Below are 15,304 nucleotides of genomic sequence, written 5' to 3'. Positions count from 1 at the left end.
TCTTAACGTTTTGCTAATTCTTCTTGTAATAATTTATTGACAACGCCTGGATTGGCTTGCCCTTTTGTCGCCTTCATAATTTGACCAACTAAGAAACCAACTGCCCGATTCTTGCCGTTTTTAAAGTCATTAACAGATTGTTCATTGTTATCCAAAATTTCATTGATAATCGGTAGTAATTGCGCTGGGTCAGACAATTGAATCAAACCTTTTGCTTCCACGACTTCACGAGCGCCGCCACCATTTTCGATCAATTCTTTAAAGACTTTCTTCGCCATTTTAGAACTAATAGTACCGTCAGCGATTAAAGCAATCATCTCTGCTAAATTATCAGGAGTAATTTTAGTTTCAGTCAATTCTAATTTTTCGCTATTTAAATAGGCAGAAACTTCCCCCATCAACCAGTTGGAAGCCTGCTTAGCATCGGCGCCGGCTTTCAAAGTATCTTCAAAGAAATCAGACATTTCTCTTGTCAAGGTTAAGACCATCGCATCATATTCTGGCAGGCCTAAGTCGTTGATATAACGTAAACGACGTGACGCTGGCATTTCCGGTAGGCTTTCTCTAACCTGGTCAATCCATTCATCATCAATCACAAAACGAGGAATATCAGGTTCAGGGAAATACCGGTAATCACTAGAGCCTTCTTTAACCCGCATTAAAATTGTTTTGTTCGTCGTTTCATCAAAACGACGGGTTTCTTGATCGATTTTGCCGCCAGATAATAAGACTTTCGCTTGGCGTTTTTCTTCAAAGGCCAAACCTTTTTTAACAAAGCTCATGGAATTTAAGTTTTTCAACTCTGTTTTAGTCCCAAACTCTTCTTGACCATAAGGGCGTAAAGAGATATTGGCATCACAGCGCATCGAGCCTTCTTCCATTTTCACATCAGAAACATCAGTAAACTGAATGATTGACCGAAGTGCTTCTAGATAAGCATAGGCTTCCTCTGGTGAACGCATATCAGCTTCTGAAACAATTTCAATTAATGGTGTACCTTGACGGTTTAAGTCAACGTAAGAATAACCGCCGATGCCGTGCATATTTTTACCGGCATCTTCTTCTAAATGGACCCGTTCAATGCGGATTTTTTTCTTTTGGCCTTCAACTTCGATTTCAATCCAGCCATCATGACCAATCGGTTGATCAAATTGGGAAATTTGATAAGCTTTAGGATTATCTGGATAAAAATAATTCTTTCGGTCAAAATGGGTATCCTTAGAAATTTCACAATTTAAAGCTAAAGCGGCCTTCATACCAAATTCAATGGCGGCCTTATTCATCACCGGCAAAACACCGGGATAGCCCCAATCAATAATATTAGTATTACTATTTGGTTCCGCACCGAAATGAGCTGGCGCTGGTGAAAAGATTTTAGAGTTGGTCTTTAATTCAACATGGACTTCAAGGCCGATAACTGTTTCAAAATTCATTATGCTTCTCCCCCTAAAATCACTGGTTTTTGTTTGTGGAAATCAGTCGCTTGCTCAAAGGCGTAAGCGGCTTTATACATGCTGGCTTCATCAAAATGCTTGCCGATCACTTGCAAACCAATTGGTAAACCTTCAGAAAATCCAGCCGGAATGGACATCCCTGGCAGTCCTGCCAAGTTGACTGGAATCGTTAAAATATCACTCATGTACATAGTGATTGGATCGTTGATATTTTCTCCTAAGCCAAAAGCCACCGTCGGCGAAGATGGACCAATAATTAAATCATAGTTATCAAAGACTTTTTTAAAGTCATTCATAATTAAGGTTCTCACTTGGCCAGCTTTTTTAAAGTAGGCATCATAATAACCAGCACTTAATGAGAAAGTACCCAACATAATCCGGCGTTTCACTTCTAGACCAAAACCTTCCGAACGAGAATTCACATAGACATCTTCTAAGTTTTTGACATTTTCAGAACGATAACCATAACGAATGCCATCAAAACGTTGCAGATTGGAACTCGCTTCAGAAGAGGCGATGATATAATAAACGGCTACTCCATATTTTGAATGGGGTAAGCTGACTTCTTCAACAGTTGCGCCAAGTTCTTTAAAGGTTTCAGCAGCTTTTAAAATAGCTGCCCGCACATCCGGTTGAACGCCTTCGCCTAAATATTCTTTTGGCAAGGCAATCTTCATGCCTTTAATGTCGCCGGTCAAACCAGCAGTGAAATCAGGAACAGAGTTGCCAGCAGAGGTACCATCTTTTGGATCGTATCCGCTGATAGCATTCAAAGTTAACGCATTGTCTGTTACTGTTCGAGTCAATGGTCCAATTTGATCCAAAGAAGAACCAAAGGCAATCAAACCAAAACGGGATACGCGACCATAAGTTGGTTTCATGCCGACAATTCCGTTAAAAGAAGCCGGTTGACGAATTGAGCCGCCGGTATCGCTCCCTAAAGAAACCGGGATTTGACCTGCTGCAACAGCCGCAGCTGAACCACCAGAGGAACCGCCGGGAACCTTTGTTTGATCCCAAGCATTTTTTGTTTCTTTAAAATAAGAATTTTCGGTACTTCCGCCCATGGCAAACTCATCCATGTTCAATTTACCAACAGGAATTAAATCGGCTTGATAAACTTTATCCATCACGGTCGCATCGTAAATTGGATTGAAGTTGTACAAAATTTTTGAAGCCGCCGTCGTTAGCAAGTCTTTGGTCACAATATTATCTTTAATACCAATCGGTAAACCGGCTAAGATATTATTTTCGTCAATACCTTTGACGTCGATGGCTTTGGCCAGCGCCATCGCTTTTTCTTCATTCAAAGTAATAAAACTTTCAACTTCTGGCTCTGTCGCTTTAATCCGTTCAAAGGTGGCTCCAGTGATATCCGCTGAAGTAACTTCCTTTGAAACCAATAAGTCATGTAATTCGACTAGCGTTTTATCGTATAATTTTTCCATTAGGCACCGGCCTCCCCATTGTCAATAATTGCCGGAACCTTAATAAATCCGTCTTCAGATTCTGGAACGTTGCGCATTAATTCGTCACGATTCCAACCAGGGGCTGCCACATCTTCCCGCATCACGTTAATCGCTTCGGCGACATTTGAAGTAAACGGAATGCCTGTCGTATCAACCTCTTCCAATAATTCCACCATATCAATAATTTTGCCTAATTGTTCAGTAAAGCCCTGCAATTCTTCTTGGTTAAATGAAAGCTTGGCAAGCTTGGCTACGTGTTGGACTTGTTCTTCACTAATTGCCATTGTTTTGTCTCCTCCTACTTCCTGTAAAGGATGATAATTTTGCTGAAATAAAATTCTGACCAAAGTTTTATAGGAAAGAACACCGAGACTGGTTTAAGAAATTGTCAAAACAATTTTCTGAAGCAAACTCAGCCGAGATCAAGGACTTCAACAAAAAATTTCACTTTATTCTATCATATGTTTTCCATTTTTCTGTAATATTTCATAAAAAAATATCAAAGTTTTTTTAAAGACTGCTGTTATCCAAGGCTTCCACCATCTGAGCCTCGTTCCAGACGGTAACTCCTAAGCTTTGGGCTTTTGTCAATTTGCTACCGGCCTCTTCACCAGCTACAACAATATCCGTCTTCTTAGAGACACTGCCAGTTACTTTACCGCCGAGAGTTTCAATTTTTTCTTTGGCTTCTTCCCGCGTGTAATGGGTCAGCTTGCCCGTCAAGACCACCGTTTTATCTTTAAAGGGTGAGCTAACCTCCGCTAAATCAGCCGTGCGGACGCCTTTGTACTCAAAGTTTACTCCCACAGCTTTCAATTCCGCTAATAGTTCATGTACCTCTTCGTTAGAAAAATAGGTCACTACACTGTCAGCGATAATTTGGCCGATTGTTTCCAAATTAACAATTGTTTCGGCATCAGATTGGCTGAGGCTATCTAAATTTCCAAAATGCTCTGCCAAAATTTTCGCCACCTTTGCTCCGACGTGGCGAATTCCCAAGCCGAAAATCAAGCGCTCAACAGAATTGTCTTTACTGGCAGCAATCGCCGTCAATATATTGTTGGCGGATTTTTCTTTAATTTTATCTAGTGTTAAGAGATTTTCTTCGGTAACTTTATATAAATCAGCCACATCTTTGACTAGGCCCTTATCATACATCTGCTCTAAAACCCGTGGTCCCAAGCCGTCAATATTCATGGCATTGCGGGAGACAAAATGATTTAATCCCTCTTTTAAAAGTGCGGGACATTTTGGATTGATACAGCGTAGGGCAACCTCGTCTTCTAAATGAACCAACTCGCTATCGCAGACAGGACAATGGGTTGGAAACTCATAAGGCATGCTGTCAACTGGTCGTTTATCTGAAATTACTTTGGCAACCTCGGGAATAATGTCGCCGGCTTTATAAATAATCACCGGATCATTCAAACGAATATCCTTCATTTTAATAAAATCAACATTGTGCAAACTAGCACGGCTCACGGTTGTGCCAGCAACTCGGACTGGTTTCATAACAGCGGTCGGTGTCACAACACCGGTGCGCCCAACCGTCCACTCAATATTTTCGACTACTGTTTCCGCTTCTTCCGGAGGAAATTTATAGGCTACCGCCCAACGAGGAGCTTTGACAGTAAAACCTAACTCGTCTTGTAAATTAAACTCGTTTACTTTTACGACAATGCCATCAATTTCATAAGGCAGTTGTGTTCTTTTGTCATGGTACATTTCAATGTAATCCCAAACCTCAGCTATCGTCTGACACAGTTTCCGGTCTTGGTTGACCCGAAAACCTAACTGATCAAGCTCCTGTAACGCTGTTTCTTGCGTAGTCGCTGTCATGGGACCAAAATCCGCCACCGTATATAAAAAAGTGCTCAAGTTGCGGCTAGCGGCAATTCTCGTATCTAATTGCCGCAAACTACCAGCCGCTGCGTTGCGGGGATTGGCAAAAATTTCTTGGCCGGCTTCCTCCCTCTGCTGATTTAATTTCACAAAGGAAGCTTTCGGCATATAGCATTCGCCCCGCACCTCGATTGAAATTGGCTCGGTTAAAGTTAAGGGAATTGATTTTACCGTTTTTAAATTTTCAGTGATGTTTTCGCCAACCGTGCCGTCGCCTCGAGTTGCCCCTTGCACAAAACGGCCATTTTCATATTTAAGAGAAATCGAGAGTCCATCAATTTTCAATTCGCACTCATACGTTACTGGCTGACCGACTGCTTTTTGCACTCGTGCATCAAAAGCGATTAACTCCTCTTTGCTAAAGACATCATTCAAGCTATAAAGAGGCACATCATGGGTCACTTTTTCAAAGCCTGGCAAAATTTTGCCGCCGACTCGCTGGGTTGGCGAATCCTCGGTCACTAAATCAGGATAGTCTGTTTCAATTGCGACTAATTCTGCATATAATTTATCGTACACGTAATCTTCAACACTGGGTTGATCTTTAACATAATACTCATAAGAATAACGATTTAATTCCTGCCGTAGCTCGGCAGCTCGCTGCGTCGCCTCAGTTAAATTTAATTGGCCCACAGAAACTCCTCCTTCACGTCTAAACTTTTTCAATTGGTGCAAAGGCTGCTAGCAGTCGCTTGATACCTTGCTCTGGAAAAGCAATATCCAATTCCATATCTTTGGCATTGCCACCGACTTTGACAACTGTACCGATGCCCCATTTTTTATGCTTCACCTTGTCGCCAGCTGCCCAACCTGTCGCTTCCCCACCAGTCGATACTTTACTGGTGACTTTTTGATTAGGTAAGGTGCGACTCGGGGTACTACCGGTTCTTGTTGAGGCTTTTTTTCCCGCTGCTCCCGGTTGAAAAACTTTCGGATTGAAAGTTTGCGTCGGTTGACTGCTTCCCGCTGTCCGCATGCCTTGTACCTGCATCAGCTCTTCATCAATTTCATTTAAAAAGCGTGAAGGCCGATTGTACTGAGTCTTACCATATAAAGTTCTGGAAAAGGCATTGGTTACATAGAGCACTTCTTCAGCACGGGTGATGCCGACATAAGCCAAGCGCCGCTCCTCTTCTAATTCAGCTTCTTCCATCATCGCCCGAGACAGCGGAAAGACGCCTTCCTCTAAGCCGATTAAAAAGACTACTGGAAATTCCAATCCTTTGGCAGCATGGAGGGTCATTAAAGTAACCTGTGAGGTACTTTCCTCCAAATTATCTAAATCTGAAACGAGAGCCAAGTCATTCAGAAAAATTACCAGTTTATCAACTGGGGATTCTTCTTGCGTTTCATCAATTTCTTGTGCTTCATAACGTTTATCAAATTCTTTTGTCACGGTTAAAAATTCTTCTAAGTTTTCGATGCGGGCTTGGGCTTCCAAATTATTTTGGCGAACTAAATCCTCTTGATAGCCACTGCGCTCCAAAGTTTCCTTAACCAATTCTGTAATTGTCATGTAAGGGACCATCTTTGTCAGCTGGTCAATCATCGTCGCAAAATTTCCCAGCTCCCGCCCGGCTTTACCGGAGATATTTGCTAAATCAATATTTTCAGCTGCTTCAAGCAATGAAAAATCATGGATTTCGGCGAACTGGCGCAGCTTATCAATCGAACCGGGGCCAACACCCCGTTTTGGCGAATTGACCACCCGTTCAAAACTCAAAGAATCTTTATGATTCGCAATCACTGTCAGATAAGCTAAAATATCTTTAATTTCCTTGCGGTCGTAGAATTTATGCCCACCGACCATCGTGTAAGGAATATTTGATTTCAGCAGGGTTTCTTCCATCACCCGCGATTGGGCATTGGTCCGGTACAACACCGCAAAATCTCCATACTGACGTTGATTATCCTGCATTTCTTTTTGCATCTGAGCGACGATAAAGCGGGTCTCATCCCGCTCATTATCCGCCCGATAATACACAATTTTTTCTCCATCTAAATTTTCGGTCCAGAGTTCTTTTTTACGGCGATTTTGGTTATTTTCAATTACTTGATTGGCGGCCGCTAAAATATTTTTAGTCGAGCGATAATTTTGTTCTAATAAGATAACCTTCGCATTCGGATAATCCTTTTCAAAGTCCAAAATATTTTGCATGTCGGCTCCCCGCCAACCGTAAATACTTTGGTCGGCATCCCCCACCACACATAAGTTTTTAAAACGGGCAGCCAAAGAATTAACCAAAGTGTATTGCGCATGATTGGTATCTTGATATTCATCCACATGAATATAGCGAAACTTATTTTGATAATAAGTTAAGGAATCCGGATTTTCCTCAAACAAGCGAATAGTATTCATAATCAAGTCATCAAAGTCCATACTTTGATTGTTCCGCAATTCCTTTTGATAGCGCTCATAGGCTTTTGTTACAATTTCCTCATAAAAGCTGCCGGACATTTGGGCATAATCTTCTGGAGAGAGCAATTGGTTTTTTGCGTTACTGATGGTCCCTAAAATGGAACGGGGATCATATTTTTTGGGGTCGATATTTAATTCCTTTAAGACCCGTTTCATCAAAGTCAGCTGTTCAGAGGAATCGACAATCGTAAAATTACGACTATAACCGATAAAGTCAACATCTCGTCTTAAAATACGAACGCACATAGAGTGGAAAGTCGAGACCCAGACATCTTCTCCCCCTTGGCCTAAGAGACCGTTGACCCGCTCTTTCATTTCTCGAGCAGCTTTATTAGTAAAGGTGATGGCTAAAATATTCCAAGGATTAACCTCTTTTTCTTCAATTAAATAAGCGATGCGATGGGTCAGCACACGGGTCTTTCCGCTGCCGGCACCCGCCATTAATAATAAGGGTCCTTCAGTATGCAAGACGGCTTCCTTTTGCCGGGGATTCATGCTTTTTAATAGTTCATTGGTTGAAGTCATGGTTAATTCCTTTCTATTTGCTTAAAAAGCTTCTCAGTATGTTTTTGCCGCAGACGAGCAAACTTAAAAATCATCCTTCACATTATAGCATTGCCAGCACATCCGATGAAACATTTACCTCTAAATAATTTGAAATAATCAAAATAAAGAGCCTCTAAAACTCAGCGGATTTTAACCATGAGCAATTTAGAGGCAACTCTTTTTTTAAAATGACAATTTCCTTAATAATGCTTAATTTCTTTTGCCAAAGACATTTGATCAATAATTTTTTGACCAGCAGTTGTTTCAAAAAAGGCCAATGTCGTCTTGGGAACATATTCAGCTACTTGTCCAAACTGATGATCGACTAGTAGCTGTCGTACCGTTGAGGCACTAATCATCTCACCTTCAGCTTCAAAGCGAGGCACAATCACCACTTCAACGCCAACTTTGGCTAATTCTTTGATCGTATTTTGATTATATAGTTCAGTCACACGACTAGTCGGTTCCGTCCCCATATAGCGCCGCTGAATACCTAATTGCTGAGAAATATTAGCAAAGATTGTCCCATCTAAACTAGCTTGTGCATCAATGACTTGATTCTCTTCCTTTAAAAAATAGCTGGGAAAAATCGCCATACTAATCAGATAACTGCCGGTTTCTTGATAGCTGATATTTTTAAGATGCTGAGTGCCCTCCATCATCAATTTTTTCCGGACAGTATAAGGGACTAAACTTTCATCCTCACTTACCATAAAAAGGTGAAGCCAGTCATTTTCTGCAGCGGCCTTTTCGATTAATTTTTGATGACCCAAGGTAAAGGGATTAGCGTTCATAACAATTGCCGCTACTGTTTTTTTGTCTGCTGGTGTCTGCACAAGATTCGTCAAATATTCTTTGAAACCATCCCGTCGATTTTCTAAAAAGACAAGGCGATTGTCCACCTTCGCAATTGTGTAAAAGCCCAAATCTTCAAAAAAGATGGCTGTTTCTTTTTTCGTGTAGACAAAAAGATGATCATTGCCTCTTTCAAATTGATATTGAATCAGATGACTAATCAGCTGATTCATAATGCCTTCCCCTTGATAATGTTCATCAATTGCAATGCAGCGTAAAGAATTTTTAAAACAACTGCCAGTGGCCACCAATTTTCGGTTACGGTCGAAAACACCACAGGTATAATCCAAATTTGCGTCTAAGGTAATGCCTTCTTGTTCTAAAAGTCCTTCGACAATCAACATTTCCTGTTTATTTCTTGGTGAAATCTCACCAATCAGATAATCATTCATTTTAAATTTCCCTTCCTTTTTAAACTAACAAACGATTGAAAATCGTTTTATGTATGGTAAAAGACGATTTATGTTTTTTTACAAAAAGGATTTTTTATTGGCAGCAAGTTAAACTAGCTTTTTATTTAGAAAAAAAGCTGCGATAAAAGGTCAGACCTCGTTATCGCAGACTTTTCAACCTTACTCAGCTTCAATTGTGACACTTACTGTTTGCACTGGCACATCATAGAAAGGATCTTCTCTGCGGCCTAAGAAGTCTTTGGCTTGTTGTGGGAACAAGGCGTAATCTAAGACATCTTCTTCTGATTTTGCGTACTCTTTGATTTCTTCTCTGAACTCAGGTAACTGGGGCGCAATTAAATCAGCCGGTCGAACGGTCACCACTGCTTCGTCGCCGATGATTTTTTCTTTAATGTCTTCTGAAATAGCCACAGGTGGCTGGCCGTATAAGCCCTTCACGTAGTCTTTAATTTCAGTCGGAATTAATTTGTAGCGTTCACCAGAAATCACGTTCATCAACGCTTGAGTTCCCACCATTTGAGACAACGGAGTTACCAAAGGAGGATAACCTAAATCAGCCCGCACTTTTGGCACTTCAGCTAATACCTCATCGTATTTATCTTGTAAGCCTTGTTCTGTTAATTGGCTCAATAAATTCGATAACATTCCACCAGGGACTTGGAAGATTAGTGTTTTCGGTTCGACATCTTTCACTTTGGGATTCAAAATGCCTTCGTTGCGGAAACGGTCACGAATCGGATTAAAGTATTCGGCAATTTCGGTTAATTTTTCTTGGTTTAAGCCTGTATCAAAGCCTAGTCCTTCTAAAGCAATCGAAACTGATTCCGTTGCCGGTTGACTCGTGCCACCAGCAAAAGAAGAAATGGCTGTATCGATAATATCCGCACCCGCTTCAGCAACTTTCAAATAGGTCATTTCAGAAATCCCACTAGTTGCGTGAGTGTGGACTTCTAATGGTAAATCAATACTGTCTTTGATACGACTCACCAATTCAAAACCAGTTTCAGGCGTAAGCACTCCTGCCATATCCTTAATACAAATTGAATCTGCACCTAAATCAGCCATTTCTTTGGCTAATTTCACAAAATAATCAACTGTGTGGAAATCACTTGTCGTGTAAGAAATCGCTGTTTGGATATGTCCGCCAGCTGCTTTCCCCGCTAAGACAGACGTTTTCAAATTTCGTGTGTCATTTAAAGCATCGAACACACGAATCACATCAATCCCATTTTGAATCGATTTAGTCACGAAATCCGTCACCACATCATCGGCATAATTTTTATAGCCTAAGAGGTTTTGTCCTCGTAACAACATTTGTAATTTGGCATTTTTTACTTCTTTACGAATCGCTCGCAATCTTTCCCATGGGTCTTCATTTAAAAAGCGCAGGCAGGAATCAAACGTTGCCCCTCCCCACATTTCTAAAGAATGGAAGCCGGCTTCGTCCATTGTTTTTAAAATGGGTAGCATATCGGATGTCGGCATTCTAGTGGCAATTAAGCTCTGTTGACCGTCCCGCAAAACAGTTTCCATGAAACGAATTTTTTTAGTCATTTTTGTGCATCCTTCCTTTCTCAATAATTTCTACAATTTTAGCCTGCATGTCTTCAACGGAGTGGGTCCGATTACGTCCGCAGTCTTTGGCTGATTTTTCGCAAATCAGACAACGTCTTTGAGGCAATCCTAAATCTTCCCGACTGATTGAAGTCAGTTCATCATCAGCTAACCATAACACATCTAAATCGACCAAGCGACCAAAGGGATGGTTTTCTTCCAACTGGACCATCCGTCGCTTCAGCTCTTGTGGCGTTAAAGTGGTCAAGGCAAAATATTCTAGTCCGGTTTTCTCATCTCGATATAAATTGGCAGAAGGCGGTGTATCCGCCAGCGCCTCTTCGATTGCTAGCTGCATGTCTTTAAAAATCTCAGCTAATTCATCAGAGCGTTTAACCGGACCCGGAATATTCATCGTAGCCGATAATAAAGCTGTATCTGCGGCAATTTGAAGAATGTCTAACTGGGTGTTGCGTCGCATTTCTCTTGCATCGAGCATTTCAAAAAGATTCACCTCTAGACCAGCAAAGGTAGAATTAGACATTTCTAACCACGTCAATTAAACTTCCATCACGATATTCAATTAGAGCAACCACTTTGTCGCCATATTGAATCGCTTCAGGTGTGCCAACAATGCTGTAGGCTTTTTCTTTTAATTCTTCAATGGTTAATTGTGGTACATCTAATTTTTTGAAATGCTCAATTAAATCTTGGCGTTCAGGATTGATAGCAATCCCAATCTCTGTTACAACTACATCAACACTTGAACCTGGTGTCACAACAGTGTTGACTTGATCAACAATAGTTGCGATTCGACCACGGATAATTGGTGCAATCACTAAACTCATTTTGCAAGCCATGCTCGTATCAGAGTGTCCGCCTGAAGCTCCTCGGATAACACCGTCAGAACCGGTCATGACATTCACGTTAAAGTTTGTATCAATTTCCAATGCAGAAAGGATTGCCGTATCTAATTGATTGATAACAGAGCCTTTACTTAATGGAGAAGCATACATATTGGCATCAATTTCGTAATGATTGCTGTTTTTGCCAAGGGAAACTGCTGATGGATGGTCGAAGTCTTGCACGTCGATAATTTTTTCAACTAAGCCTTCTTCTAATAATTCTACCATCGCATTGGTGATGCCGCCTAAAGCAAAGCTGGCAGTAATGCCATCACTAATCATTTTTTCTCTTAGGAAACGTGACACTGCTAAAGCCGCGCCACCTGTACCCGTTTGGAAAGAAAAACCTTCTTTGTAGTAAGGTGAATTGGTAATCACTTTTGCTGCATATTCAGCAATCAATAATTCTTTTGGATTCTTAGTAAAGCGTGTTGCACCTTTGGCAATCCCTTGAGGATCCCCGATAGCATCAACTTCCACAACAAAATCAACATCCGTTTGCGGAATACTAATTGGCGTGTTAGGGAAAGGAACTAAAGTGTCGGTAATAATTACCACTTGGTCAGCATATTTAGCATCGATCATCGCATATCCTAGTGAGCCACAAGTTGCTTTGCCGACTGTACCGTTGGCATTGCCGTAAGGATCAGAACTTGGTGCACCTAAAAATGCAACGTCAATATGAATGTCGCCTGTCGCAATCGCTCTTGCTCGGCCACCATGGGAACGAATCACAACTGGATTCTCCATGATGCCTTGAGAAATTGCCGCTCCAACTTTATCTCTTAAGCCTGAGGAAGTAATATTAGTAATCAAACCACTTTTAATGTGATCAATAATTGGTTCGTGAACATTGGCGATAGAACTTGGTGCAATTGATAAATTTTTAAAGCCCATTTCTGACAGCTCAGCTAAGACCATGTTCATCACATAATCACCTTCACGGAAGTGGTGATGGAAGGAAATCGTCATGCCGTCTTTTAAGCCTGTTTTTTCAACAGCTTCACGAATACTGCTAACTAATTTTGTATCTCTAGGTTTTACCGGCTTAATTTTGCGGCTAGCTTCTTGATAATCTTTAATATTTGCTAATTCGCCTTCAAACACTCCGTATTGGTCAGCATATTCTTGAGGAATATCTTTACCTACTTTATTTAAAACCATGATTAAATATCCTCCTCAGTAATCAATTTAGCTGCTTTGGCTAAGGCAATCACTCGCTCTGCCCGCTCAACAATTGGTTTATCAATCATTTTACCGTTTAGTGAAATAACGCCGGAACCTTTTGCTTCGGCATCACGAATCGCCCAAATCACTTCTTTAGCATTTTGAATTTCTTTTTCAGTTGGTGCATAAATAGCATTCACCAATGGAATTTGACGTGGATTGATGACTGACTTGCCATCAAAACCAAGCTGTTTGATTCGGCGAACTTCATTTTCGAAGCCTTCAGTATTATCAACATCTGAGTAAACGGTATCGATTGCGGCAATGCCAGCCGCCCGGGCAGCGTGGATAATCATGCTACGGGCAAATAGTAATTCTTGACCGTCTGGATAACGAACAGTTTTCATATTAGTCACGTAATCTTCAGCACCTAAAGCAATCCCGATTAAGCGCTCTGAAGCTACGGCAATTTCTCGCGCATTTAAAACACCTTCAGCTGATTCAATAGCAGCCATCATTTTGGTGGTGCCCACTAGAATACCATTGTCTTTTTCCACTTGCGTAATCACAGCATCGACATCGACAATATCCTGAGCGGTTTCAGTTTTAGGTAAGCGAACGACGTTAACACCCGCTAAAACCATCGCTTCAACATCTTGAGCACCAACGGTATCTAAGCCGTTAATCCGCACAACGGTTTCAACGTTGCTGTAGTCAAATGTTTTTAAAGCAAAATGTACTAAGGCTCTGGCTGAATCTTTTTCCTTCAAAGATACCGCATCTTCTAAATCAAACATAATAGAATCAGCGCCATATAAAGGAGCGTCTCTTAGCATGGCAGCATTAGCGCCTGGTACAAACATCATTGTTCTTCTTAAGCGTTCCATGAGTCAATCTCCTTCCAATCAAAAGCATCTTTCCCTGCTGAGCGATAAACAGCCGTAATTAAACGGGCTTGGATTGTACAATCTAAGGCACCTTTATCGACAGCATCAATTTTTGCTGAAGTGACACCAAGATTATTAAGAGTTGTTTTGATAACTTGACGAATTTGTTGGCCGTATTGTTTTTCAACACTGCTATCTAACGAGATGGCCACTTCATTGGCATCATTTTGTTTGACCGTAATCATAATATCACTAGATTCAACTGTGCCGGCTACAGCATTTTTGATAATTTCCACTTCTCTTCACCTCTGTAATTGATGGTTTATTGCAAATCGTGATAGCTTGTTTCCCCAACAGCGAAAGTAATTTAAGTCATGGCTTGTCCTTTAACGTCATGGTAAGCGGCTTCATCTGGTGTTTCCCGAATAATAGCAGCTTTTAAAACAACCTTCGTTGCTGAATATTTGTCACAATTAGGGTTATGGCACAAGTTCATTTAAACCTGTATTAGCCGAATATTATTTAAAAATAGAAGCTGCTAAACAATTTCAATTTATATTTCAAATCGTCTTGTCCAACAGAGCCTCCACTTTTTGTAGAGGCTGTTGGAATGAGCGACTAATATAATTGATACGGATAATATCTTTGTAAAAAGATTTATGCCACAATTCTTTTATTTTTTAACTGGAAATAATTTACTCAAAATCATTGAGGCAAAGTAGATGACTAGAATCACGACGAAGACGCCGCCCCAACCAAAAACTAATAACTGCAACGCTGTTTGTAACGCTTCTGACATGTTGGTTCCTCCTCATTTTTATATCGTGTAGCACGCTTTGCCAAGTTCCCTCAATGTTTAACAGGTTGAGGGAATACTTGAACAGAATTTTGTGATTAACCGCCTAACAAGGCTAAAACTAATCCACCAGCGATAACTGAAGCGATTTGTCCAGAAACATTGGCACCCGCCGCATGCATCAAGATAAAGTTTTGTGGGTCTTCTTCAGTTGCCATTTTTTGAATCACTCGACTACTCATTGGAAACGCTGAAATCCCGGCCGCCCCAATCATTGGATTGATTTTTTCTTTGCGGAATAAGTTCAAGACTTTGGCGAAAAGTACTCCACCGATTGAGTCCATTACGAAAGCGACTAACCCTAAGCCAATAACCATTAAGGTATCGACTTGCAGGAATTCGTTCGCTTGCATCCGCACGGAAATTGTCAAACCTAATAGAATGGAGATAATATTTACCAATTCATTTTGGGCTGTTAACGACAGACGGTCTAACACGCCACATTCTCTTAACAAGTTCCCGAACATCAAGAAGCCAACTAATGGTAAGGACGCTGGTGCAATTAAGCCAGCCACAATCGAAATGACAATTGGGAAAATAATTTTCGCTGTTTGTGATACTTCCCCTGCCCGGTAGTTCATGCGAATCCGGCGTTCATGTTTGGTTGTCACCGCTTTGATCGCCACCGGTTGGATAATTGGCACTAACGCCATGTAGGAATAGGCGGCAACCATGATCGCCCCTAGATATTTCGAGTTCAACGTATTGGCTACGAAGATGGAGGTTGGTCCATCCGCCGCCCCGATAATCCCGATTGACGCTGCATCGTTAATATCAAAACCGATTAAAACAGCCACGATAATTGTGAAGAAAATTCCGAATTGGGCCGCAGCACCGAATAATAACAGAAAAGGATTTTGTAACAGCGGGCCGAAAT

14 protein-coding genes are annotated in these 15,304 nt (G+C 41.1%); all 14 read right to left on the bottom strand.

What is annotated here, in order from left to right; all coding sequences use genetic code 11:
• Positions 1-2: 2 nt before the first annotated feature.
• Positions 3-1,433 (bottom strand): Asp-tRNA(Asn)/Glu-tRNA(Gln) amidotransferase subunit GatB, encoded by a 1,431-nt coding sequence (gene gatB / locus AC1Z3S_RS04940; protein WP_461739437.1) that lies wholly within the window; start codon positions 1,431-1,433, stop codon positions 3-5.
• Entirely contained in the window at positions 1,433-2,902 is a 1,470-nt protein-coding gene (gene gatA, locus AC1Z3S_RS04935; RefSeq protein ID WP_461739436.1) for an Asp-tRNA(Asn)/Glu-tRNA(Gln) amidotransferase subunit GatA, read from the bottom strand. Before gatA ends, gatB begins: the two co-directional genes overlap by 1 nt.
• Positions 2,902-3,207: an Asp-tRNA(Asn)/Glu-tRNA(Gln) amidotransferase subunit GatC gene (gene gatC, locus AC1Z3S_RS04930; protein ID WP_461739435.1), complete on the bottom strand. Its 306-nt coding sequence runs from the start codon at positions 3,205-3,207 to the stop codon at positions 2,902-2,904. The genes gatA and gatC overlap by 1 nt, the downstream gene beginning before the upstream one ends.
• Before the next feature lie 226 nt (positions 3,208-3,433).
• Positions 3,434-5,458 (bottom strand): NAD-dependent DNA ligase LigA, encoded by a 2,025-nt coding sequence (ligA, locus tag AC1Z3S_RS04925; RefSeq protein WP_461739434.1) that lies wholly within the window; start codon positions 5,456-5,458, stop codon positions 3,434-3,436.
• 19 nt (positions 5,459-5,477) lie between these two features.
• Complete coding sequence (gene pcrA, locus AC1Z3S_RS04920) at positions 5,478-7,769, bottom strand: DNA helicase PcrA (protein WP_461739433.1); 2,292 nt, start codon at positions 7,767-7,769, stop codon at positions 5,478-5,480.
• Positions 7,770-7,990: 221 nt separating this feature from the next.
• On the bottom strand, positions 7,991-9,037 hold the full coding sequence (gene citC / locus AC1Z3S_RS04915; protein WP_461739432.1) for a [citrate (pro-3S)-lyase] ligase: 1,047 nt from the start codon (positions 9,035-9,037) through the stop codon (positions 7,991-7,993).
• A 180-nt stretch (positions 9,038-9,217) separates the two neighbouring features.
• Positions 9,218-10,612: an oxaloacetate decarboxylase subunit alpha gene (locus tag AC1Z3S_RS04910; protein WP_461736734.1), complete on the bottom strand. Its 1,395-nt coding sequence runs from the start codon at positions 10,610-10,612 to the stop codon at positions 9,218-9,220.
• A complete protein-coding gene (gene citX, locus AC1Z3S_RS04905) occupies positions 10,605-11,156 on the bottom strand; it encodes a citrate lyase holo-[acyl-carrier protein] synthase (protein ID WP_461739964.1) in 552 nt (183 codons plus the stop codon). Before citX ends, AC1Z3S_RS04910 begins: the two co-directional genes overlap by 8 nt.
• Positions 11,149-12,681: a citrate lyase subunit alpha gene (citF, locus tag AC1Z3S_RS04900; protein ID WP_461736736.1), complete on the bottom strand. Its 1,533-nt coding sequence runs from the start codon at positions 12,679-12,681 to the stop codon at positions 11,149-11,151. Before citF ends, citX begins: the two co-directional genes overlap by 8 nt.
• A gap of 2 nt (positions 12,682-12,683) precedes the next feature.
• Positions 12,684-13,571: a citrate (pro-3S)-lyase subunit beta gene (gene citE, locus AC1Z3S_RS04895; RefSeq protein ID WP_461739431.1), complete on the bottom strand. Its 888-nt coding sequence runs from the start codon at positions 13,569-13,571 to the stop codon at positions 12,684-12,686.
• Positions 13,559-13,867, bottom strand: coding sequence for a citrate lyase acyl carrier protein (citD, locus tag AC1Z3S_RS04890; protein WP_265457755.1), 309 nt, complete (start codon positions 13,865-13,867; stop codon positions 13,559-13,561). The genes citE and citD overlap by 13 nt, the downstream gene beginning before the upstream one ends.
• 71 nt (positions 13,868-13,938) lie before the next feature.
• Positions 13,939-14,067, bottom strand: a complete 129-nt coding sequence (locus tag AC1Z3S_RS04885) for a hypothetical protein (RefSeq protein ID WP_461739430.1) — start codon at positions 14,065-14,067, stop codon at positions 13,939-13,941.
• Between the two features lie 177 nt (positions 14,068-14,244).
• Positions 14,245-14,370, bottom strand: a complete 126-nt coding sequence (locus AC1Z3S_RS04880; protein WP_265456672.1) for an OadG-related small transporter subunit — start codon at positions 14,368-14,370, stop codon at positions 14,245-14,247.
• Positions 14,371-14,465: 95 nt separating this feature from the next.
• Positions 14,466-15,304 (bottom strand): sodium ion-translocating decarboxylase subunit beta (locus tag AC1Z3S_RS04875; protein ID WP_461739429.1); only part of this gene is annotated, 839 nt, incomplete at its 5' end.

Source organism: Enterococcus sp. LJL90 (assembly GCF_056924355.1).
Note: the sequence above shows the minus strand (reverse complement) of the source record. Positions and strands in the feature narration are given on the sequence as shown.